The sequence below is a fragment of the Pseudomonas sp. B21-012 genome, assembly GCF_024749305.1.
In the GTDB taxonomy this organism is placed as follows: domain Bacteria; phylum Pseudomonadota; class Gammaproteobacteria; order Pseudomonadales; family Pseudomonadaceae; genus Aquipseudomonas.
This window is the reverse complement of record NZ_CP087197.1, coordinates 1,912,665-1,933,083: the sequence shown is the minus strand read 5'-3', so window position 1 is coordinate 1,933,083 and position 20,419 is coordinate 1,912,665. Positions and strand designations below refer to the sequence as shown.

At 64.2% G+C, this 20,419-nt stretch carries 22 protein-coding genes; 14 read left to right on the top strand and 8 right to left on the bottom strand.

Annotation, left to right across the window (positions count from 1 at the left end; all coding sequences use genetic code 11):
- Nucleotides 1-6 precede the first annotated feature (6 nt).
- The 9 genes from LOY37_RS08880 (at nt 7) to LOY37_RS08840 (ending at nt 7,341) form a co-directional block, all read left to right on the top strand.
- Nucleotides 7-393, top strand: a complete 387-nt coding sequence (locus tag LOY37_RS08880; protein ID WP_045202155.1) for a ferredoxin — start codon at nt 7-9, stop codon at nt 391-393.
- On the top strand, nt 390-1,322 hold the full coding sequence (locus LOY37_RS08875) for an ABC transporter substrate-binding protein (protein WP_258716661.1): 933 nt from the start codon (nt 390-392) through the stop codon (nt 1,320-1,322). Before LOY37_RS08880 ends, LOY37_RS08875 begins: the two co-directional genes overlap by 4 nt.
- A 133-nt stretch (nt 1,323-1,455) precedes the next feature.
- On the top strand, nt 1,456-2,373 hold the full coding sequence (gene ctlX, locus LOY37_RS08870) for a citrulline utilization hydrolase CtlX (RefSeq protein WP_258716660.1): 918 nt from the start codon (nt 1,456-1,458) through the stop codon (nt 2,371-2,373).
- A gap of 20 nt (nt 2,374-2,393) precedes the next feature.
- On the top strand, nt 2,394-3,440 hold the full coding sequence (locus LOY37_RS08865) for an ornithine cyclodeaminase (RefSeq protein ID WP_258716659.1): 1,047 nt from the start codon (nt 2,394-2,396) through the stop codon (nt 3,438-3,440).
- A 248-nt stretch (nt 3,441-3,688) separates the two neighbouring features.
- On the top strand, nt 3,689-4,468 hold the full coding sequence (locus LOY37_RS08860; protein ID WP_045202161.1) for an ABC transporter substrate-binding protein: 780 nt from the start codon (nt 3,689-3,691) through the stop codon (nt 4,466-4,468).
- 75 nt (nt 4,469-4,543) lie between these two features.
- Nucleotides 4,544-5,269: an ABC transporter permease gene (locus tag LOY37_RS08855; RefSeq protein ID WP_038996184.1), complete on the top strand. Its 726-nt coding sequence runs from the start codon at nt 4,544-4,546 to the stop codon at nt 5,267-5,269.
- Nucleotides 5,266-5,979, top strand: coding sequence for an ABC transporter permease (locus LOY37_RS08850; RefSeq protein WP_045202163.1), 714 nt, complete (start codon nt 5,266-5,268; stop codon nt 5,977-5,979). The genes LOY37_RS08855 and LOY37_RS08850 overlap by 4 nt, the downstream gene beginning before the upstream one ends.
- Nucleotides 5,980-5,982: 3 nt before the next feature.
- Nucleotides 5,983-6,834: an ABC transporter ATP-binding protein gene (locus LOY37_RS08845; RefSeq protein WP_258716658.1), complete on the top strand. Its 852-nt coding sequence runs from the start codon at nt 5,983-5,985 to the stop codon at nt 6,832-6,834.
- 12 nt (nt 6,835-6,846) lie between these two features.
- Nucleotides 6,847-7,341: an Lrp/AsnC family transcriptional regulator gene (locus tag LOY37_RS08840; RefSeq protein WP_010224632.1), complete on the top strand. Its 495-nt coding sequence runs from the start codon at nt 6,847-6,849 to the stop codon at nt 7,339-7,341.
- A 9-nt stretch (nt 7,342-7,350) separates the two neighbouring features.
- On the opposite strand, the gene LOY37_RS08835 is transcribed toward LOY37_RS08840, so the two are convergent.
- From LOY37_RS08835 to LOY37_RS08800, 8 genes are all read right to left on the bottom strand, one after another.
- Nucleotides 7,351-8,403, bottom strand: coding sequence for an AI-2E family transporter (locus LOY37_RS08835; protein WP_045202231.1), 1,053 nt, complete (start codon nt 8,401-8,403; stop codon nt 7,351-7,353).
- A 12-nt stretch (nt 8,404-8,415) separates the two neighbouring features.
- Nucleotides 8,416-9,183, bottom strand: coding sequence for a DUF4892 domain-containing protein (locus tag LOY37_RS08830; protein WP_258717181.1), 768 nt, complete (start codon nt 9,181-9,183; stop codon nt 8,416-8,418).
- Between the two features lie 145 nt (nt 9,184-9,328).
- The gene (locus tag LOY37_RS08825; RefSeq protein ID WP_258716657.1) at nt 9,329-10,183 is read right to left on the bottom strand and encodes an alpha/beta hydrolase; all 855 of its coding nucleotides are present in this window, start codon (nt 10,181-10,183) and stop codon (nt 9,329-9,331) included.
- Nucleotides 10,180-10,974 (bottom strand): alpha/beta fold hydrolase, encoded by a 795-nt coding sequence (locus LOY37_RS08820; RefSeq protein ID WP_258716656.1) that lies wholly within the window; start codon nt 10,972-10,974, stop codon nt 10,180-10,182. The genes LOY37_RS08825 and LOY37_RS08820 overlap by 4 nt, the downstream gene beginning before the upstream one ends.
- 92 nt (nt 10,975-11,066) lie before the next feature.
- A complete protein-coding gene (locus LOY37_RS08815; protein WP_258716655.1) occupies nt 11,067-11,414 on the bottom strand; it encodes a hypothetical protein in 348 nt (115 codons plus the stop codon).
- Between the two features lie 100 nt (nt 11,415-11,514).
- Complete coding sequence (gene sixA / locus LOY37_RS08810; RefSeq protein ID WP_258716654.1) at nt 11,515-11,970, bottom strand: phosphohistidine phosphatase SixA; 456 nt, start codon at nt 11,968-11,970, stop codon at nt 11,515-11,517.
- Entirely contained in the window at nt 11,967-12,314 is a 348-nt protein-coding gene (locus tag LOY37_RS08805; protein WP_258716653.1) for a DUF4389 domain-containing protein, read from the bottom strand. The genes sixA and LOY37_RS08805 overlap by 4 nt, the downstream gene beginning before the upstream one ends.
- A gap of 13 nt (nt 12,315-12,327) precedes the next feature.
- Entirely contained in the window at nt 12,328-13,353 is a 1,026-nt protein-coding gene (locus tag LOY37_RS08800; RefSeq protein ID WP_045202177.1) for an NAD(P)H-dependent glycerol-3-phosphate dehydrogenase, read from the bottom strand.
- A 237-nt stretch (nt 13,354-13,590) separates the two neighbouring features.
- Here LOY37_RS08800 and LOY37_RS08795 point away from each other — a divergent pair, with 237 nt between their 5' ends.
- From LOY37_RS08795 to fabB, 5 genes are all read left to right on the top strand, one after another.
- Nucleotides 13,591-15,636: a TonB-dependent siderophore receptor gene (locus tag LOY37_RS08795; protein ID WP_258716652.1), complete on the top strand. Its 2,046-nt coding sequence runs from the start codon at nt 13,591-13,593 to the stop codon at nt 15,634-15,636.
- A complete protein-coding gene (locus LOY37_RS08790; RefSeq protein ID WP_045202181.1) occupies nt 15,636-16,529 on the top strand; it encodes an ABC transporter substrate-binding protein in 894 nt (297 codons plus the stop codon). Before LOY37_RS08795 ends, LOY37_RS08790 begins: the two co-directional genes overlap by 1 nt.
- Nucleotides 16,526-18,454: an ATP-binding protein gene (locus tag LOY37_RS08785; RefSeq protein ID WP_045202183.1), complete on the top strand. Its 1,929-nt coding sequence runs from the start codon at nt 16,526-16,528 to the stop codon at nt 18,452-18,454. The genes LOY37_RS08790 and LOY37_RS08785 overlap by 4 nt, the downstream gene beginning before the upstream one ends.
- Before the next feature lie 205 nt (nt 18,455-18,659).
- On the top strand, nt 18,660-19,175 hold the full coding sequence (fabA, locus tag LOY37_RS08780; RefSeq protein WP_045202185.1) for a 3-hydroxyacyl-[acyl-carrier-protein] dehydratase FabA: 516 nt from the start codon (nt 18,660-18,662) through the stop codon (nt 19,173-19,175).
- A gap of 11 nt (nt 19,176-19,186) precedes the next feature.
- Nucleotides 19,187-20,407: a beta-ketoacyl-ACP synthase I gene (gene fabB, locus LOY37_RS08775; RefSeq protein WP_045202187.1), complete on the top strand. Its 1,221-nt coding sequence runs from the start codon at nt 19,187-19,189 to the stop codon at nt 20,405-20,407.
- Nucleotides 20,408-20,419: the final 12 nt, after the last annotated feature.

Genomic DNA, 20,419 nt, shown 5'->3' with positions numbered 1-20,419 from the left:
AAGTCCATGACAGCAACAACCCCCAAGCGTCGCCGCGGCCGCCTCGCCGAAGAGCAAATCCAGAGCAAGCCGGAGTGGTCGCAGATCCCCGAGCATACCCGCCATGTGATGCTCTGCACCGGCCCGCGCTGCGTACAACGCGGTGCCCTGCCACTGTGGAAAGTCCTGCGCCGCGAGCTGCTGGTGGCCAACCGCATCGAAACCACTGACGGCGTGCTGCTGACCCGCAGCCATTGCCAGTTCCCGTGCAACCTCGGCCCGGTGCTGACGGTATATCCGGACCGCTGCTGGTACCGGGTAGCCAACGCCGAAGACGCTCAGCGCCTGGTGCGTGTGCACCTGATCGACGGCCAACCGGTGCCCGAGTTGCTGCTCAACGGCCAGGGCTCATGAGGGGGTTGGGCGCCAGCGTGCTGGCCCTGTTGAGCAGCAGCGCCATGGCCCTGGACTATCAGAACTGCGGACACACCTGGCAACTGCCACAGGAGCGCCCGCAACGCATCCTGGCCCTCAACCAGCACGCCGCCGACCTGCTGCTGGCCCTGGACGCCGGCCCGGCGCTGGCCGCCGTCAGCTATATAGATGATGACGCCCAGGCGTTGAGCAGCGGACGCTATCGCGGCGTCCCCCTGCTGTCGCGTCGCTACCCGGCAACCGAGGTGGTCTATGCCCAAGGTTACGACCTGCTGGTCGGCGGCTTTGCCAGCGCCTTTCGTGACCGCGACGGGGTCGTCCCGCGCACCACCCTGCAGGCCAACGGCATCGCCAGCTACCTGCTGGAAAACGCCTGCGCGCCGGCGCCGGGAAACGGCTTTGCCGCCATTGAACAAGACCTGCGCAGCCTCGGCCACCTGTTGCAGCGCGAGGCCCGGGCCAGCCAGTTGATCACCCGCCAGCGCCACGACCTGGCCGCCGCCAAAACCATCGCCGGGCACAGCCCGCCGCTGTCGGTGTTCTACCTCGACAGCGAGGTCAACGGCCTGCAAAGCGAAGGCAAGCGCGGTTTCATCACCCAGTTGATCGACGCAGCAGGCGGTCGCAACCTGTACGCCGAGATCGAGCTGAACCGGGTCACAGTCGATGCCGAGCGCCTGCTGCGCGCCGATCCTGACGTGATCATCCTTGCCGATGCGGTGTGGTCGCCGGCCGCCGGCAAGCGCGCCTACCTGCGCCAGCACCCGGCGCTTTCGCACCTGCGCGCGGTGCGCGACGACCGCCTGATCGACCTGCCCTTCAGCCATATCGTACCCGGCGAACACAGCGCCCGTACCGCCCTGACCCTGGCGCGCCAACTGCGCGCCTTGAAGCAACAGCGGCCTTGACCCGTCGCAGCAGAATCCGCTGCCAAACCCACTATTTCAGCTTTACCGGCTGAGCACCCAATGCGCTTCAGCCGGGATTTATCCTTGATCACGTCGACAATAAGCACACAGCCAACCCCGGATGCGTGCCTCGATGCAAACAACAAATACAGTCTTGATGATCCGCCCGGCGCGGTTCGCCTTCAACCCGGACACCGCCCTCAACAACCGTTTCCAGCAAGCCCTGCTCGACCCGCAGCAGGCACAGCAGAAAGCGCTGGAAGAGTTCGATGGCTACGTCGATACCCTGCGCCAGCACGGTGTCGAAGTGCTGGTGGTGCAGGACACCCCGGCGCCGCACACCCCTGATTCGATCTTCCCCAACAACTGGTGGAGCAGCCACGCCGACGGCAGCCTGGTGCTCTACCCGATGGAGGGCCAGAACCGCCGCCTGGAGCGCAGCAAGGGCGTGCTCAAGGTGCTTGAAGAGCGCTTCGCCGTCCGTCAGACCATCGATCTGAGCCCCTTGGAACAGCAGAGTATGTATCTGGAAGGGACCGGCAGCATGGTCCTCGATCGCGAACACCGGATCAGCTACGCCTGCCACTCCGGGCGCACCCACACCCAGGCCCTGCGCCTGTTCGCCGAACAGCTCGATTATCGCCTGTGCCTGTTCCACGCCGTCGACCGCCACCAGGCACCGATCTATCACAGCAACGTGATGATGAGCGTCGGCCGCGGGCTCTCGGTGGTCTGCCTGCAGGCGCTGCCCGAGGCCGATGAGCGTCGCACCCTGGAGCATTCGCTGCGCGACACCGGCAAGGACATCCTGACCCTGGACTTCGACCAGCTCGAAGGTTTTGCCGGCAACATGCTCGAAGTCCACGACAAGCAAGGCCAGCCACTGCTGGTGATGTCGCGCAGCGCCTGGCGCTCGCTCACCTCAGAACAACGCCGGCAGGTCGAGCAGCACAGCCACCCGGTGGTGGTGAACATCGACCATATCGAGCGCATCGGCGGCGGCAGCGCGCGCTGCATGCTCGCCGAAGTGCACCTGCCTGTCCGTCACTGATTACAACAAAGGAGTTCACCATGACCCGCTATATCGACGTTACCGACCTCAGCCGCCTGGTGGCACGCAAAGGCCTGAGCACCTGCATCAGCGAGATGGCCGAGTACATCCGTGAGGACTACCTGCGCTGGCACGACTTCGAAAAATGCGCGCGCCTGGCCAACCACTCGGCCGACGGGGTGATCGAGCTGATGCCGGTGTCCGATGCCAACCTGTACGCCTTCAAGTACGTCAACGGCCACCCGAAAAACACCCAGCGCGGCATGCTCACAGTGATGGCCTTCGGCGCCCTGGGCGACGTTGATAGCGGCGCGCCGGTGCTGCTCAGCGAGATGACCCTGACCACCGCCATCCGCACCGCCGCCACCTCGGCCCTGGCCGCGCGCTACCTGGCGCGCAAAAACAGCCGCAGCATGGCGCTGATCGGCAACGGCTCACAGAGCGAGTTCCAGGCGCTGGCGTTCCATGCCCTGCTGGGCATCGACGACATCCGCCTGTATGACCTGGACCCTGCGGCCAGCGCCAAGCTGGTGGCCAACCTCGCCGCCTTCCCGGCCATCAAGGTCAGCGTTGCCGGCTCTGTCGCCGACGCGGTGCGCGGCGCCGATATTGTCACCACGGTGACTGCCGACAAGGCCTACGCCACCATCCTCACCCCGGACATGATCGAGCCTGGCATGCACCTGAATGCCGTCGGCGGCGACTGCCCGGGCAAGACCGAACTGCACCGCGAGATCGTCGAGCGCGCGCGGGTGATCGTCGAGTACGAACCGCAAAGCCGCATCGAAGGCGAAATCCAGCAAATGCCTGCCGACTCGCCCACCACCGAGTTCTGGCAAGTGGTCAACGGCCAGGCCGCCGGGCGCGAGAACGCCGAGCAAGTGACCCTGTTCGATTCGGTCGGCTTTGCTCTTGAGGACTACTCGGCCCTGCGCTATGTGCTGGACGTCGCCAAGGCCCTGGACATCGGCAGCGAGATTGCCCTGGTGCCGGAGCTCAAGGACCCGAAAGACCTGTTCGCGCTGCTGCGCGCCCCGGTTGCAGACCTGCAGAAAAAACGCGCCTGAGGCCGACCGATTCTGCCGCGCCGCGGTGCGGCAGATCGGAAACCGCTGCACACGAAGCTCAAACAGGAGGTGCTCCAGCCGATTCGGCTGCCATTCACGCGTTAACAGCAAAATCCGGCAGCCGACGCCGGCGCAAACGACACAAAAAAAACGTCGTCATCGCGCATTCTGAGCCCGACCAGAGAGTCACTAAAAGACCAGAAGCGCACCACTGCCCTACATCAACTATAAAACTCAGGGATACTCATATGACTTCGCTGCGAAAGCTCCTCAGCGTGCTGCTCCTGCCACTGTGCGCAAGTGCGGTGCAGGCCAAGGAATGGACCGAGATCCGTTTCGGCGTCTACCCCGAATACCCCCCTTTTGAATCGGTTGCTGCCGATGGCAGCCTGCAAGGCTTCGACATCGAGCTGGGCAACGCCATCTGCGCCAAGCTGCAGGTCAAATGCACCTGGGTGCACAACGAATTCGACGGCATGATCCCGGCCCTGCGGGCACGCAAGTTCGACGCGATCATGTCGTCGATGGCGGTGACCCCGGCGCGGCAGAAACAGATCGATTTCAGCGCCAAACTGTTCCTCAGCCCGACCTCGGTTATCGTGCGCAAGAGCGCCGACTTCGGCGATACCCCGGAATCGCTCAAAGGCAAGCAGGTCGGCGTGCTGCAAGGCTCGCTGCAGGAAGCCTACGCCCGCGCCAAACTGGCGCCGCTGGGGGCCCAGGTCAAGGCTTATCAGGCTCAGGACCAGAACTACGCCGACCTGCTCAACGGCCGTCTCGACGCCACCTTGACCGACAAGCTCGAAGCCCAGCTCAACTTCCTTTCCAAACCCGAAGGCGCCGACTTCAAGAGCGGCCCGGCGATCAAGGACCCGACCCTGCCCCTGGATATCGCCATGGGCCTGCGCAAGAACGACAGCGAGCTCAAGGCCCTGCTCGACAAAGGCATTGCCGCGGTGCACGCCGACGGTACCTTCGCCGAAATCCAGAAAAAATACGTCGGCGACCTGGATATCTACAACGAGTAAGCCGTGTAGTCGCGATCGGCTCGCCCTGAGCTGATCGCGCCCGCATTTGCCCTGCGTCCTACCGAGATTTTTCCCGTGAACGACTTCCTTCACTCCCATGGCTGGCAGGCCTTGAGCCTGCAGGGCTTCGGCCCGCTGTTGCTGCAAGGGACCTGGATGACCCTGAAACTGGCGCTGTTGTCGCTGGCCCTGAGCCTGGCACTGGGCCTGTTCGGTGCCAGCGCCAAGCTCTCGCGGCTGAAACTGCTGCGGGTACCGGCCACTCTGTACACCACGCTGATTCGCAGTGTGCCGGACCTGGTGCTGATCCTGCTGATTTTCTACACCTTGCAATTGTGGCTCAACGACCTGACCGAGCTGCTCGGCTGGGACTACTTCGAGATCGACCCGTTCACCGCCGGGGTCATCACCCTGGGCTTTATCTACGGCGCTTATTTCACCGAGAACTTTCGCGGGGCGATCCTCAGCGTCCCGGCCGGGCAACTGGAAGCCGCCACGGCCTACGGTCTGAGCCGCGCGCAACGCTTTCGCCTGGTGCTGTTCCCGCAACTGATGCGCTTCGCCCTGCCGGGCCTTGGCAACAACTGGCTGGTGCTGCTCAAGTCCACTGCGCTGGTGTCGATCATCGGCCTGGCCGACCTGGTCAAGGCCGCACAAAACGCCGGCAAGACCACCAACAACACCCTGTACTTCCTGATCATCGCCGGGCTTGTGTACCTGCTGATCACCACCCTCTCCAACCGTCTGTTCAAGCACCTGGAGCGGCGTTACAACACCGGTATCAAGGGGCTGGCACGATGATCGAACTCTTTGAGCAATACGGCCAGGCCTACCTCTACAGTGACGGCGCCGGGCTTTCCGGGCTGGCCATGACCCTGTGGCTGTTCGTCATCACCATGGTCCTGGGCTTTTTCCTGTCGCTGCCGCTGGCCCTGGCGCGGGTCTCGCGCAGCCTGTGGTTGCGCTGGCCGGTGGAGTTCTACACCTTCGTGTTCCGCGGCACGCCGCTGTATATCCAGCTGTTGATCTGCTACACCGGCCTGTACGGGCTGGAGGTGGTGCGCGATCACGCCCTGCTCGACCAGTTCTTTCGCAATGCGCTGAACTGCACCCTGCTGGCTTTCGTGCTCAATACCTGCGCCTACACCGTGGAGATTTTCGCCGGGGCGATTCGCAATATCCCCCATGGCGAGATCGAAGCGGCCCAGGCCTACGGCCTGCACGGCTGCAAGCTGAACCTGTTCGTGGTGCTGCCGGCGGCTCTGCGCCGCTCATTACCGGCTTACAGCAACGAGCTGATCCTGATGCTGCACGCTACCTCGCTGGCTTTTACCGCCACCATCGCCGACATCCTCAAAGTCGCCCGCGATGCCAATGCCGCCACCTTCCTGACCTTCCAGGCCTTTGGAACCGCGGCACTGCTGTACATGTTGCTGTCCTTCGCGCTGGTCGGGCTGTTTCGCCTGGCCGAGCGGCGCTGGATGGGTTTTCTTGTTCCTGCCCGAGGCTAACTCATGACCACTACCGCACACGCCTTGTCGACCGGCGAACACACTCACTGCACACGTCCAAGCCCGCGCATTGCCAACGTCGCCGCCGATGCCACGGTAAAACTGAGCGTTGCCGACCTGCACAAACGCTACGGCGATCATGAAGTGCTCAAGGGTGTCTCGCTGCAGGCGCGCAAAGGCGACGTGATCAGCCTGATCGGTGCCAGCGGCTCAGGCAAGAGCACCATGCTGCGCTGCATCAACTTCCTTGAGCAACCCGATGCCGGGGTCATCACCCTCGATCAGCAGACCATCGAAATGCGCCAGGGCCGCGCCGGCAGCCGGGCGCCGCACCCAGCGCAGTTGCAGAACCTGCGCACGCGCCTGGCCATGGTGTTCCAGCACTTCAACCTGTGGAGCCACATGACGGTGCTTGAGAACATCTGCATGGCGCCGCGGCGGGTGCTCGGGGTCAGCAGCCAGGAAGCTGAAGCGCGGGCACGCAAGTACCTGGACAAGGTCGGCCTGCCGGCCCGCGCCGCTGACCAGTACCCGGCGTTTCTTTCCGGTGGCCAGCAACAGCGGGTGGCGATTGCCCGGGCCCTGGCCATGGAGCCGGAAATCATCCTCTTCGATGAACCGACCTCGGCCCTCGACCCGGAACTGGTCGGTGAAGTGCTGAAAGTCATACAGACGCTGGCCGAGGAAGGCCGTACCATGCTCATGGTCACCCACGAGATGGGCTTTGCCCGCCAAGTGTCGAGCCAGGTGCTGTTTCTGCATCAGGGCCGGGTCGAGGAACAAGGAAGCGCCGAGATACTTGACCAGCCGCAGAGCGAACGCCTGCAGCAATTTCTTTCCAACCGTTTGAAGTGAAGCCGAACCTGCATGGATACCAAGGTCAACAGCCCACAGACCACGCCGCCCCTGGACCGGATCGACGAAGCGATCATCGATGTGTTGCGCCACAACGGGCGCATCACCTATGAAAAGCTCTCATCGCTGGTGCACCTCACCCCTCGCCCGTGCCTGGAACGGGTGCGCAAGCTGGAACGGCGCGGAGTGATTCGCGGCTATGGCGCGATCATCGATGTGCAGATGGTTTCGCCGGGGCTGTCGCTGCTGGTGCTGGTGGCCCTCTCCAACCAGAGCGGGCGCGCCGCGCAAAAGGCCTTCGAGGCCTGCGTGCGCGCCTGCCCGCAGGTGTTCGACTGCCAGCTGATCAGTGGCCACTTCGACTACAGCTTGCGCATGCGCTGCCGTGACATGGAGCACTACCGGGTGCTGACCGAAACCTGGATGAACAACGACGAGCTGCACATCGACAAGCTGGTCGCCCACCCGGAGCTGGCGGTGGTGAAGAACACCGCCCCCCAGCTCTAGGCCATCAACTCAGGTACGCGGCGGCGCCACCGGCCCGCTGCGCGACCAATCGAGCAACAAGCTGTAGGCCACCGCCAGCAAGGTCGGGCCGATGAACAGGCCGATAAAGCCGAAGGCCAGCAAGCCGCCAAACACCCCGAGCAAGACGATCACCAGCGGCAGGTTACCGCCACGGCTGATCAGGTAGGGTTTGAGCACGTTGTCGACGCCGCTGATGATGAAGGTACCCCAGAGGCCGAGGAACACCGCCATGCCGTACTCGCCCTGCCAGGCCAGCCAGGCGGTAGCCGGCACCCAGGCCAGCGGTGGGCCCATGGGAATCAGGCTGAGCATGAAGGTGACGATCCCCAGCACCAGCGCCCCTGGCACACCGGCAATCAGGAAGCCGATCAGCGCCAGTACCGCTTGCGCCGCAGCGGTGCCGATCACGCCGTTGACCACCCGTTGCACGGTACCTGCCACCAGTTCGAGGTAGTACTCGGCGCGCTCGCCAATCAGGCGGTCCAGCAGGCGCAGGACAAACGCCGCCAGGCGCGGCCCGTCACGGTAGAAGAAGAACACGAAGACCAGGCTCAGGGTCAGCTCGAGAATGCCGCTGCCGATCTGCGCGCTGCGCGCCAGCAGCCAGTTGCCGACCTGGCCCAGGTACGGCTTGATGGTGACCAGCAACGCCGCACCTTGCTGGTCAATGGTGTTCCACATGCCCACCAGGCGCTCGCCGACAAAAGGCACGCTGCCCAGCCAGCCCGGCGCATCGGGCAGGCCATCGACCTGCACGTCGCGCACGAAGGCGGTGGCATCGCGAATATGGTCGGCCAGGTTGAAGCCCAGCCATACCAGCGGCAACGCCACCAGCAATATCCACAAGGTGGTCAACAACCCTGCGGCGAGGGTTTCGCGACCGCCGAGCAGGCGCGTCAACAGGCGCATCAGCGGCCAGCTGGCGTAGGCCAGGATGGCCCCCCAGAGCAGCGCCGAAATGAACGGTGCCATCACCCAGAGGCCGGCGCCAAGCAGCGCCAGCAGGATGATCTGCACCAGCAGGCGGTCATTATTGGGCATCATGTTTCTCGATCAACGAATCAGTTCGACGTGGAAACCATCAGTCTCGGCGCTACCCACTTCCAGTCGCGCCGAACGCACCCCGGCCTTTACCAGTTGCTCACGCCAGTCTTGCGCCTTGGCCCCGCTCAGGCTCACGCGCAAGGTGGTGTTGTTGTTCAGGCTGCGCCCGATCAGCTTGACCCAGGCCGCAGGCGGCTCGCCGTTCAAGTCAGGGTAGTCGAGCTTGCCGGTGTCGAGCAGTTCGCGCATCAAGGTGGCGGGCGTGGGCAGCAACTCGCCCAGGGGCGCATCGGCGACGAACTCTTCGACATGCAGGTAAGCGCGCTTGTTGCCACGGGTGATGCTGTACAGGGCGACCAGGGTGTTGCTCTGCTCGGCGGAGCGGCGCAGCAGAATGAACGCCTGTTGCTCGTCGGCACCCGACAACCTGCGGTTCTTGAACACCTCGTTGGCCCACAGGCTGTTCTCGCCACAATCACGCGCCTGGCACCAGAACAACGGATAACCGCCATCGTTCTGCAGGGCTTCGCGGGCGGCGGTGAAGGCTTCGTTGGCACTGCGCTCGCGGGGCAGCTCATAGGTGGTGGAGCTGACCTGGCCGCGGCTTTCGATCTTGCCCTCGACCCGCAGCTGATTGCTGATCTTGCGCAGGCCGCCCAAGGGGTAGATGCGCTCCTGCGGTACCGCCGCGCGCTGATCGACCACCTTGGCGTCCAGCGGAACCGGCAGGCCGTCGGCCAGCAACGGCAGGCTGGCGAGAACGCCGAGCCCGGCCATGGCCGCCCGGGTAAGCAATTTGAGCCTCATAGGCTCGTCACCGAGCGCGGGGCGTCAAGGTGGTCAAATGATGTGGCGTTGTCTTGCTCATTCATGGTTGTCTCCCTGTTCAACCCGCCAAGCCTCGACAGTTGCCGGTCACAAGTCAAGAAATGCCAAAGAAGCGATTGAAACAGTCTGCAACAAGGGTTGCGCCGGCCTCGTCATTCAGGTGCAGATGATGACCGCCCGGCAGTTGTTCTCGCTCAAAGGGTAGCTGCTCGAGCAACTCGCTGTGGCGCGCCAGCATGCCGTCGGCGGCCACCACCAGTTTCGCCGGGCAGGCGATGCGCTGTACAAAGCTCATGGCCTGGGCTTCGTTGAGGCGGGTCGGCGATGGCAGGGTCAGGCGGCTGTCGCTGCGCCAAGTGAAGCCACCGGGTACCGGCATCAGCCCTCGCTGGGCAAGCAGTTCGGCCGCTTCTCGGCTGACCGCCACCAGGCCCTTCATGCGCGCCTCGATGGCCTGCTCGAGGGTCGAGTGCACGGCCTTGCGCTTGCTGTCCAGGCGCAGTTGCGCCTGCAGGGCCATGCCCATGCGTTCGGCGGCATCCTGCGGGCCGCTGGTGGGCGGGATGACCCCGTCGATCAAGGCCAGGCGGGTGATGCGTTCGGGCAAGGCGCCGGCCAGCAGCACCGAAATGATCGCCCCCAGCGAGTGCCCGAGCAGGGCAAAGCGCTCCCAGCCCATCTGCTCGGCCACCCGCAGTACATCGTGGGCGTAGTCGGCCAGGGCGTAGCCGGCGCCGGCCGGGCGATGCTCGGAATGGCCATGGCCGGCCAGGTCCAGGGCGAGGATGCGCAGGCCCTTGAGCCGGGGCGCCAGGCGGGCAAAGCTGTTGGCGTTGTCCAGCCAGCCGTGCAGGGCAATCACCGGCAAGCCGTCGGCCGGGCCGAACAGGTGCGCGGCCAGCTCGATATGGCCCAGGTTCAGGCGTACTTCTTCCATTTCAGTGCTCATGTCGGGGTGTCCTGCCAGCGCTCGAACAGGCCCTTGATCAGGCTGGCGGTATCGCTCGGGTGCTCCAGCGGAAACATATGACCGCCCGGCAGGCTATGGTATTCGCCCCTGGGCATGCCACGCACGGCCAGGGCGTGATGGCGCTTGACCACCCGGCTGTGGCTGCCACGGACCATGGCCAGGGGCAGCTGCAGCTGTTTGGCCGGGCTCGGGCTGGTGTGCGGCAGGCTGCGGTAGATGCTGATCTCGGTAGCCGGGTCAAAGCGCAGGCGCAAGCCGTCTGCGCCGGGGTGCAAGCCATGCTCAAGGTAGGCGTCCAGGCATTCGGGATCGAAATGGCGGAACAGCGTTTTGCCAGCGAAATAGGCCCGTGCGCTGTCACGGTCGGCAAAGGCTTCGCGGCGGCCCAGGGTGCGCCCGGCCGGGGTGATGCGATCGATGAAGCCCATGCGCTTGGCGGCCTGGATCAGCCACTGGTCGACCCGGGTCAACACCGGCGAATCGAGCATCACCACGCCGCGGTAGTACTGCGGGCAGCGCAGCGCCGCATGCAGATGCAACACACCCCCCAAAGAATGCCCGACGCCCCAGACCGGGCCCGGCTGTTGCTCCAGGTGATGGATCAGCTCGTCGACCAGGTTCTGCCAGTTGTCGTTGACCGGAAAGCGCGGATCGTGGGCATGCTGGGCCAGGTGGCTGACCTGATAGTCCGGCGCCAGCGCCGCGAACAGCTTGCCGTAGGTGGCCGAGGGAAAGCCATTGGCATGGGCGAAGAAGATCTGCTGCGACATGGCCGCCAATCCAGAAGGAAGTGATGGCTCATTGTCGGCAACCGCACCCGTGGCGGCAATGTCCGGAAAAGCCATCGGCAACGGCAATCAGGTCAATACTCGCCGAAACTGGCCATCGAGCGGCGCAGGCAGGCCTGCATATAGGCCAGTTGCTGCTCGAGGGCTTCGCGGGCGCGACGCTTGTCTTCGACATCGAGCTCGAGCCGGCGCAGGGCCAGACAACTGGTCTGCAGCAGGTGTGACATGCGAATGCTGGCCTGGCGCAGTTGCTCCAGCTCGTACTGGCCTTCGAACTTGCGCAGCAGGTAGTCGAGCTTGGCGTCGGCGCTGTCCTGCAACATGCGGTACTCGGCAAAGTCCAGCACCTGGTGCTTTTGCACCTTGTCGAGCGCCGGCTGCACGTCGGCCGAGTACACCAGATCCAGATGTCTACTGCTCATAGTCCAATTCCCTGGGACACCCTGCCCCGCAACTTGATTGCACGCTAACAAGGTGTACCGGGCACGACAACTGGTAAAAATGCTAGGTCGATCAGCGGATTTATGGATGATTCAGGCCACGCAAGGTCATCAGCCCCGCCAGCGGCCACTCACCCTCGAGTTCGGCCAGGCTGGCGGTGCTCATCGGCGCCGGAGGTTGGCGGCTGCCATGCGCCAGCAGGCTGACCAGGTTGCCCACCAGCGGCTGGTGACTGACCAGCAACACTTCGTTCACGCCCAGGTTCTCCAGCTCACTGATTACCGCCTGCGGGTCACTATCGGGGGTCAGCCACGGCACGGTCTGCACCGGTTTGCCGAAGCCGAGGGCTTCGTGGACCAGCGCCGCAGTCTGCTGGGCGCGCACATAGGGGCTGGCGAGAATCACCTGCAGCGGCTGCCCGAGCAACTGCGCCGCGCTGCGCAGCACCTGCTCGCGGCCATGGGCGGTGAGACGGCGCTCGGCATCGGTGTTGGCCCGCTGCTCGGCTTCGCCGTGACGCAGCACCCACAACTTCACAGCTTCGGCTCTTCGTCGCGCACCGGGTGCGCTGCCGGCGGCACGCTGTGGGCAGCTTCGCCTTCAGGCGCGCGCGGGGTTGGCCAGTCGGCGAATGGCCAGGGCTTCTGGTCACTGTGGAAGCTGCCGAAGCGGCCGATCTGGGCCAGGAACTGGCTGAGGCTGTCGCCGAAATTCATCAGGCTGGCACTCGGTGCGCCGTAGATAAGCCGGTAGATCAGTTGCACCAGCACCAGGCCACCGAGCAGCAGCTCGGCCAATTGCCAGACCACCAGGAACACCAGCATCCACAGCACGCGCAAGATGATCGACTCGCGCTGGGTCTGGTTTGAAGAATTGTTCATGTCCTGCTCCTGCTTAGTTGAAACCGCTGGTGGAGATAAAGTCGACATCAGTTTTCGGCTCGCCGCGCATCAGCAGCTCGATCACCTGGGTCAGGGTCCGGCCTTCGAACAGGATCGCATGCAAGCCGGCGACCAGGGGCATGTATACCTGGACCTCCTGGGCTTTGACCTTGAGCACCTTGAGGGTGTTCACCCCTTCGGCCACTTCGCCCAGGCGGCTGACCGCCTCGTCCAGGCTCAGGCCCTGGCCCAGGGCATGACCGACCTGGTAGTTGCGGCTCTTGGGCGAGGAGCAGGTGACGATCAGGTCACCGACCCCGGCCAGGCCCAGGAAGGTCATCGGGTTGGCGCCCTGGCTGACGGCAAAGCGGGTCATCTCGGCCAGGGCGCGGGTAATCAGCATGCTCTTGGTGTTCTCGCCCATACCCAAGGCCACGGCCATCCCGGCAATGATTGCGTAGACGTTCTTCAACGCCCCGCCCAGCTCGACACCAAAGCGGTCGCCGCTGGCATAAACACGGAAGGTGCGCCCGTGCAGCACAGCCTGGACCTGCTGGCAGAGGGCCTCGTCTTCACTGGCGACCACGGTGGCGGTCAGCGCGTGCTCGGCCACTTCGCGGGCCAGGTTCGGCCCGGACAGCACGCCGATGCGCGCCTGGGGGGCGATTTCTTCGAGGATCTGGCTCATCAGCTTGAAGCTTTGCGCCTCGATGCCCTTGGTCAGGCTGACCAGCATCTTGCCGCCCAGCAGCTGGGCGTGGGGCGCCAGCACGCTGCGCAGGGCGCTGGAAGGCAAGGCGACGAAGATCAGCTCGCAGGCCTGCAGGGTCGCCAGCAGATCATTGACCGGCTCGACCCCGGCATGCAACTTGATGCCCTTGAGGTAGCGCGGGTTCTCGCGGTTGCTGCGCATGGCCTCGGCCTGCTCGGGGTCGCGCATCCATTGGCGCACCCGAACACCGTTTTCTGCCAGCAGATTCGCCACGGCGGTGCCGAAACTCCCGCCTCCCAGAACTGCAACAGGCTGCTGTTCAGTCATATCCAATCCGTTAAAACCAATTTAAGTGGCGACCTGCGCATTATACGGAGCGCCGGTGCCAGAGCCAGTGGCAGATGACCGAATCGCCGCTGGGAAGCGTCGCGCCATGACTGGAAAATGCCCACCACTCGGTTAACATGCCCGACTTGAACCTGTTACCAAGGCCGCACTGTGTCTTTTGGCCCGACCTGCAAACGCCCTTTATTACTGCTGACTGCCCTGCTCAGCGGCCCCAGCATGGCTGACGACCTGTTCGTCGACAGCCAGGCTTTGCCGCAAGTGCTCACCGCCACCCGCCTCAAGCAATCGCCAGCGGCGGTGCCGGGCAGCATGACCGTGCTCGACAACGAGCTGATCCGCGCCAGCGGCGCCCGCGACATACCCGAACTGCTGCGCCTGGTGCCGGGGATGATGATCGGCTACGGCGCCGGCAACCAGCCGACGGTCAACTACCACGGCAGCAACGTCAACGATGCCCGGCGCATGCAGGTGCTGATCGACGGCCGCTCGGTGTACCGCGCAGGCCTGGCCACGGTGGACTGGAGCGATATCCCGCTGGCCATGGAAGACATCGAGCGCATCGAGGTGTTCCGCGGCCCCAACACCGTCAGTTACGGCGCCAATGCGCTGATGGCGGTGGTCAATATCCTCACCCGCAGCCCGGCCGACAGCCACGGCACGCACTTGAAAGTCACCCGTGGCCAGCGCGGCATCAATGACTGGTACGCAAGCCAGGGCCTGGGCTGGGACGGTGGCGACCTGCGTCTGTCATTGTCGGGCATGCAGGACGACGGCTTCGACGAGAACCACCTGGGCCAGGACTACCGCGACAGCCGCCGCCTGAACCGCCTGAACCTCAGCGCCAGTCACACCCTGGCCAGCAACCAGAGCCTGGAGTGGCAGTTCGCGGCCAAAGAAGGCAGTGACCAGCGTCCTTATACCTATAAACCGGTGTTTCCCTACGTTACTGCCGCCGGCAACAACGCCGACCTCAACGCCAAGGACTACGCCGGCTCGATGCGCTGGAACATCGACTTCAACCCGAACCATAGCCTGTACATCCAGGGCTCGGCCCAGCACTGGGAACGTGAACAGGTGTGGCGCGCCTGCGATGCGGCGCTGTCGTTCAGCCCGCAACTGACTACGCTGTGGCGCCTGAACCCGAACTACGCCGAGCAGGTGGCGCGCAACATCACCTCACCCCTGCCCGCCGGCAGCAGCGAGGAGACCGCGCTGGCCACGCAAGTCCAGCAGCAATGGCGCAACGGCGGCGCGCAGCAGGTGTGCGGCGACATCGACCAGAGCACCCGGGAAACCCGCTACGACCTTGAAGTGCAGGACACCCTGAGCCTGTCCGACAGCCTGCGCCTGGTCAGTGGCGCCAATTACCGCTACGACCGCGCCGACTCGCAGACCTACTTCAATGGCAGCCTCGACGACAGCACCTGGCGCCTGTTCGGCCACCTGGAATGGCGCGCCGACGAGCACTGGATCCTCCAGGGGGGGGCCATGTACGAAGATGCCCGGCTGTCCGGCAGCTCGCTGACCCCGCGGGTGGCGGTCAACTACCTGATCACCCCGCGCCATGGCCTGCGCGCGGTGTACTCGGAGGCGGTGCGCTCGCCGGACATGTTCGAGAACAACGTCAACTGGAGCTACCGGGTCAATAACCTGGAACCTGGCGCTTTCGGCCAGCGCGACGCCGATTACTTCGTCAAGACCCGCGGCCCGGGCGATCTCGAGCAAGAGCGCATGCGCTCGCGGGAACTGGGCTATAACGGTTACTTCGCCGATGCCGACCTGAGCGTCGACCTCAAGCTGTTCTACGACGAAATCACCGGCATGATCAGCGAACCGCTGCGCAACAACCAGTACATTGCCAGCAACAGCAACAAGGCCCGCTTCAGCGGCAGCGAAGCGCAGCTGGACTGGCGCCTGAGCCCGGCCGATCGCCTGCGCCTGACCTACGCCTACGTCGATGCCTGGGCCAGCAACCCGGCCGACCGGCGCCTGAGCGCCCACAACAGCGGTTCGGCCGGCTGGCTGCGGGACTGGGGCGGCGGCTGGTCCAGTGCGCTGTTCTACTACGGCGACGATGCCCTCAACCAGTACCGCTTCGAACGCGTCGATTTACGCGTGGCCAAGCACCTGCGCTGGAACCGTACCAGCCTGGAACTGGCCGGCATGCTCCAGCAGCGCCTGGATGACGAGCCGACGACCATCTACGACAACCGCTATGACAGCCGTCACGTGCTGTCTTTCAGTGCGGAGCTGGCGTTCTGATGCGCCGCCTGCGGCGCTGGCTGCTGCTGGTCTGCCTATGGCCCCTGGGCAGCCTGTCGGCCAGTGAGATCCTGCTCACTGCCAGCCAGGACAACCCCGGCGTACGCAGCTTCGTCGACGCCTTGCGCGAGCGCCGCCCGGCCGACCAGGTGCGCTTCGTGCCGGTGGCCGAGCTGCCACGACCGAGCCAGATTAAAGCCGCCACCCGCTTGATCCTGCTCGATGGTGCCAGCCTCGAATGGCGCCTGAGCGAAAGCGCCGGGCCACCGGCGCTGGCCTTGCGCGTCAGCCGCGTCCAGGCCCAACAGCGTCTGGGCAGCCTGCGCCCGCCTTACCTGAGCCTGCTATGGAGCGACCCGCCGCTGGCCCGCCAGCTGCGCCTGACCCGCTACCTGTTGCCGCAGGCCAAGCGCGTGGGCGTGCTGTATGCCGAGCACAGCCAGTTTCTGCTCGACGAGTTGCGCAAGGCGGCCAGCCCGTTGGGCCTGGAGATCATCGCCGAAGCCTGGCCAGACCTGCGCGACAGCCGCCCTCTGCAAAGTCTTCTGCAAAACAGCGATGTACTGCTGGGCATCGACGATCCACAGTTGTACAACTCGAAAACGGCGAAAAACGTTCTGCTCAGCAGCTATGGCCGGCAAATGGCGCTGATCGGGCCTAATGCCGGCTTCGTCAAGGCCGGCGCCCTGGCCAGTACCCTGAGCGATCAGGACGACTGGCTGGCGGTGCTCGAGCGGCTGCTCAACCAGGCCCCCAATCGCTGGCCACGCACGCTCTACCCGGATCACTTCAACGTGCTCGGCAACCAGCAGGTGGCCCGCGCCCTGGGCATCGAAGCGATTGACCCGTCCGCCGCCGCCCTGGCCCTGGCCGAAGGAGAAAGCACACCATGAGACGGCGCCTGAGCTGGGACATCCACACCCGCACGCAGATCATCAGCCTCGGCCCGGCCCTGTTGCTGACCCTGCTGCTGATCAGCTTCTTTACCTTCGTGCGTATCCAGGATTTGCGCCAGGAGCTCAACCACACTGGTCAGTTGATCGCCAACCAGTTGGCCCCGGCCTCCGAATACGGGGTAATCGCCGGTAATAACGAAGTGCTCGAAAGCCTCATGCGCGCGACCTTGAGCATCCCCCACGTGCGCTTTCTCGAGGTCCAGGACAGCAGCAACCATATCCTCGTGTATGTCGAGCAGCCGGACGAAAGCAACAACCGCGCACAGCAGGTCGAAGTGTTCCAGGCCCCCATTCGCCTGCAGCAGATCCGCCTGGACAACGACTTTTTGCACAGCAACGCACCGGCCAGGAGCATCGGTGACGACTATCTGGGCCGGGTAATCGTCGGCATGTCGGACGATGCCTTCAGCGAGCGCCAGCAGGAAATCGTGGTCAAGGCCGGGATCCTCGCGCTGTTTGCCCTGCTGTTCACCTTTATCCTCGCCCGGCGCCTGGCCCTGAGCCTGGCCAAGCCGATCAGCGACATGGGCCATGCGGTCAAGGCCATCCAGCAAGGGCAGTTCAATGCGCCGCTGCCGGTGGTCGACGACAGCGAACTGGGCCATCTGGCGCGGCACATCAACAACCTTGCCAGCGCCCTGGGCACGGCCAGCCATGAACAACAGCAAGCCATGTCGCAACTGATCCAGGCCCGCGAAGAAGCCGAACAGGCGAACAAGGCCAAATCCGACTTCCTGGCGATGATGAGCCACGAACTGCGCACGCCCATGAACGGCGTCATGGGCATGCTGCAACTTCTGGAAACAACCCCGCTCAACGAGGAGCAGGCCGAATACACCGCGGTGGCCAGCGAGTCGACCGGGCACCTGCTCAAGGTCATCAACGATATCCTCGATTTCTCGCGCATCGAGCGCACCAACCTCGAGCTTGAGCATATCGACTTCAACCTCGGCGAGCTGATCGGCAGCAGTGTGCAGTCGTTCCAGCACCTGGCCCAGCAGCGCCAGCTGGAGCTGCAACTGCGCCTGCCGCCGGGCATGGAACAACTGCAAGTGGTGGGCGACCCGACGCGCATCCGCCAGGTGCTGCTCAACCTGATCGGCAACGCCCTGAAGTTCACCGAGCGCGGCAGCGTGCACATCGAACCGCGCTGGCAGGTGCTCGACCGCCAGCTGATCTGGTTCACCTGCGCGGTGCGCGACACCGGCATCGGCATCGACAGCACCCGCCTGGAGATGATGTTCGTTGCCTTCCAGCAAGCCGACAGCTCGATCTCACGCCGTTATGGCGGCACCGGCCTGGGCCTGTCGATCGCCCGCACCCTGGCCGAGCGGATGGGCGGAACCCTGCGCGGCGAAAGCCGTGAAGGCCTGGGCTCGACTTTTACCCTGGAAATGCCCCTGGCCCTGTCGACCGCGCAAACGCCGCGCCTGCCCAGTGGCCTGACCCGCCCCGAAGACGACGGCCAGGGCCGACGGATCCTGCTGGTCGAGGACAATCCGGTGAACCAGACGGTGATCGAAGCGATGCTGCGCAGCCTGGGCTTTGAAGTCTGCGTTGCAGTTGATGGCGCCCAAGCCGTGGCCCAGGCCGGACGTCAGCGCTTTGCCGCCGCACTGATGGATTGCCGCCTGCCGATCATCGATGGCTACGAGGCCACCCGGCGCATTCGCCTGCTGCCACAGGCGGCGGCCATGCCGATCATCGCCCTGACCGCCAATGCCTTGCAGGGCGATCGCGAGCGTTGCCTGAACGCCGGCATGAACGACTACCTGGCCAAGCCGTTCAAACGCACTGATCTGCAGCAAATTCTGCAACGCTGGCTGCCCGGTCAGACAGCTGTGACTGGCGATAAATGCTAAATTGCGGCAGTCTAAGAGACTGGACAAGCGCCGCGAAGGGCTTGAAAATAAAATTTCAGTGCACAAGTGTACTTCTTTGCCCCGTGCGCTGTGACTTTCACTACAACGCAATAGTCTATGTGTAGGCTGCCGGCTCAAACGCTAGCGTTTTGGGACGGCCGGGAAGATTTGCCCCCTGCCGCACGGGGACTATTGAGGAGCTCGCATGACCAAACAAAACGCCTTTACTCGGGAAGACCTGCTGCGCTGCAGTCGCGGTGAGCTGTTCGGCCCAGGTAACGCGCAACTGCCCGCCCCGAACATGCTGATGGTTGATCGCATCACCCATATCAGCGCCGAGGGTGGCAAGTACGGCAAAGGTGAATTGGTCGCCGAGCTGGATATCACCCCGGACCTGTGGTTCTTCGCCTGCCACTTCGAAGGTGATCCGGTGATGCCGGGCTGCCTGGGCCTGGATGCCATGTGGCAGCTGGTCGGTTTCTACCTCGGCTGGCAAGGTTTGCCGGGCCGTGGCCGCGCCCTGGGTTCGGGCGAAGTGAAATTCTTTGGCCAGGTCCTGCCGACCGCCAAGAAAGTCACCTACAACATTCATATCAAGCGCGTCCTCAAAGGCAAGCTGAACATGGCCATCGCCGATGGTTCGGTCAGCGTCGACGGTCGCGAGATCTACACCGCCGAAGGCCTCCGGGTCGGCGTCTTCACCTCCACTGACAACTTCTAAGGGTTATCCGCATGCGCCGCGTCGTTATCACTGGTCTGGGCATCGTTTCGTGCCTGGGCAATGACAAAGAGACCGTCTCCGCCAACCTGCGTGCAAGCCGCCCTGGCATCCGATTCAACCCGGAATATGCCGAAATGGGTCTGCGTAGCCAGGTTTCCGGCTCCATCGACCTCAACCTCGAAGAACTGATCGACCGTAAAATCTACCGCTTCGTTGGTCACGCCGCTGCCTATGCCTACCTGGCAATGGCCGACGCGATCAAGGACTCGGGCCTGACCGAAGAGCAGGTTTCCAACCCGCGTACCGGCCTGATCGCAGGCTCCGGCGGCGCCTCGACCCTGAACCAGATGGAAGCGCTGGACATCCTGCGCGAGAAAGGCGTCAAGCGCGTTGGCCCGTACCGCGTCACCCGGACCATGAGCAGCACCGTCTCGGCGTGCCTGGCCACCCCGTTCAAGATCAAGGGCCTGAACTACTCCATCGCCTCGGCCTGCGCCACCAGTGCTCACTGCATCGGTACCGCGATGGAACAGATCCAGATGGGCAAGCAGGACATCGTCTTCGCCGGTGGCGGTGAAGAAGAGCACTGGAGCCAGTCGTTCCTGTTCGACGCCATGGGCGCCCTGTCCAGCAAGCGCAACGACACCCCGGAAAAAGCCTCCCGCGCCTACGACGCTGACCGTGACGGTTTCGTCATCGCCGGCGGTGGCGGCATGGTCGTGGTTGAAGAGCTGGAACACGCCCTGGCCCGTGGCGCCAAGATCTACGCCGAAATCGTCGGCTACGGCGCGACGTCCGATGGCTACGACATGGTCGCGCCAAGCGGCGAAGGCGCCATCCGCTGCATGCAGATGGCCATGTCCACCGTCGACACCCCGATCGACTACCTGAACACCCACGGCACCTCGACCCCGGTGGGCGACGTTGCCGAGATGAAGGGCGTTCGCGAAGTGTTCGGCGACAAGGCTCCGGCCATCAGCTCGACCAAGAGCCTGTCCGGTCACTCCCTGGGCGCCGCCGGCGTTCACGAAGCGATCTACTGCATGCTGATGATGGAAGGCAACTTCATTGCCGGTTCCGCCAACATCGACGAGCTGGACCCGGAAGTGGCCGACCTGCCGGTGCTGACCAAGACCCAGGAAAACGCCAAGATCGATACCGTGATGAGCAACAGCTTCGGTTTCGGCGGCACCAACGCTACCCTGGTACTCAAGCGCTGGGCTGGCAAGTAAGGGCTGGCCCCT

What these genes read in the sequence shown, in the direction of transcription:
- LOY37_RS08880 (WP_045202155.1), top strand. Translation starts at nt 7, where the DNA reads ATGACAGCAACAACCCCCAAGCGTCGCCGCGGCCGCCTCGCCGAAGAG.
- LOY37_RS08875 (WP_258716661.1), top strand. Translation starts at nt 390, where the DNA reads ATGAGGGGGTTGGGCGCCAGCGTGCTGGCCCTGTTGAGCAGCAGCGCC.
- ctlX (WP_258716660.1), top strand. Translation starts at nt 1,456, where the DNA reads ATGCAAACAACAAATACAGTCTTGATGATCCGCCCGGCGCGGTTCGCC.
- LOY37_RS08865 (WP_258716659.1), top strand. Translation starts at nt 2,394, where the DNA reads ATGACCCGCTATATCGACGTTACCGACCTCAGCCGCCTGGTGGCACGC.
- LOY37_RS08860 (WP_045202161.1), top strand. Translation starts at nt 3,689, where the DNA reads ATGACTTCGCTGCGAAAGCTCCTCAGCGTGCTGCTCCTGCCACTGTGC.
- LOY37_RS08850 (WP_045202163.1), top strand. Translation starts at nt 5,266, where the DNA reads ATGATCGAACTCTTTGAGCAATACGGCCAGGCCTACCTCTACAGTGAC.
- LOY37_RS08845 (WP_258716658.1), top strand. Translation starts at nt 5,983, where the DNA reads ATGACCACTACCGCACACGCCTTGTCGACCGGCGAACACACTCACTGC.
- LOY37_RS08840 (WP_010224632.1), top strand. Translation starts at nt 6,847, where the DNA reads ATGGATACCAAGGTCAACAGCCCACAGACCACGCCGCCCCTGGACCGG.
- LOY37_RS08835 (WP_045202231.1), bottom strand. Translation starts at nt 8,403, where the DNA reads ATGCCCAATAATGACCGCCTGCTGGTGCAGATCATCCTGCTGGCGCTG.
- LOY37_RS08830 (WP_258717181.1), bottom strand. Translation starts at nt 9,183, where the DNA reads ATGGCCGGGCTCGGCGTTCTCGCCAGCCTGCCGTTGCTGGCCGACGGC.
- LOY37_RS08825 (WP_258716657.1), bottom strand. Translation starts at nt 10,183, where the DNA reads ATGAGCACTGAAATGGAAGAAGTACGCCTGAACCTGGGCCATATCGAG.
- LOY37_RS08820 (WP_258716656.1), bottom strand. Translation starts at nt 10,974, where the DNA reads ATGTCGCAGCAGATCTTCTTCGCCCATGCCAATGGCTTTCCCTCGGCC.
- LOY37_RS08815 (WP_258716655.1), bottom strand. Translation starts at nt 11,414, where the DNA reads ATGAGCAGTAGACATCTGGATCTGGTGTACTCGGCCGACGTGCAGCCG.
- LOY37_RS08805 (WP_258716653.1), bottom strand. Translation starts at nt 12,314, where the DNA reads ATGAACAATTCTTCAAACCAGACCCAGCGCGAGTCGATCATCTTGCGC.
- LOY37_RS08800 (WP_045202177.1), bottom strand. Translation starts at nt 13,353, where the DNA reads ATGACTGAACAGCAGCCTGTTGCAGTTCTGGGAGGCGGGAGTTTCGGC.
- LOY37_RS08795 (WP_258716652.1), top strand. Translation starts at nt 13,591, where the DNA reads ATGGCTGACGACCTGTTCGTCGACAGCCAGGCTTTGCCGCAAGTGCTC.
- LOY37_RS08790 (WP_045202181.1), top strand. Translation starts at nt 15,636, where the DNA reads ATGCGCCGCCTGCGGCGCTGGCTGCTGCTGGTCTGCCTATGGCCCCTG.
- LOY37_RS08785 (WP_045202183.1), top strand. Translation starts at nt 16,526, where the DNA reads ATGAGACGGCGCCTGAGCTGGGACATCCACACCCGCACGCAGATCATC.
- fabA (WP_045202185.1), top strand. Translation starts at nt 18,660, where the DNA reads ATGACCAAACAAAACGCCTTTACTCGGGAAGACCTGCTGCGCTGCAGT.
- fabB (WP_045202187.1), top strand. Translation starts at nt 19,187, where the DNA reads ATGCGCCGCGTCGTTATCACTGGTCTGGGCATCGTTTCGTGCCTGGGC.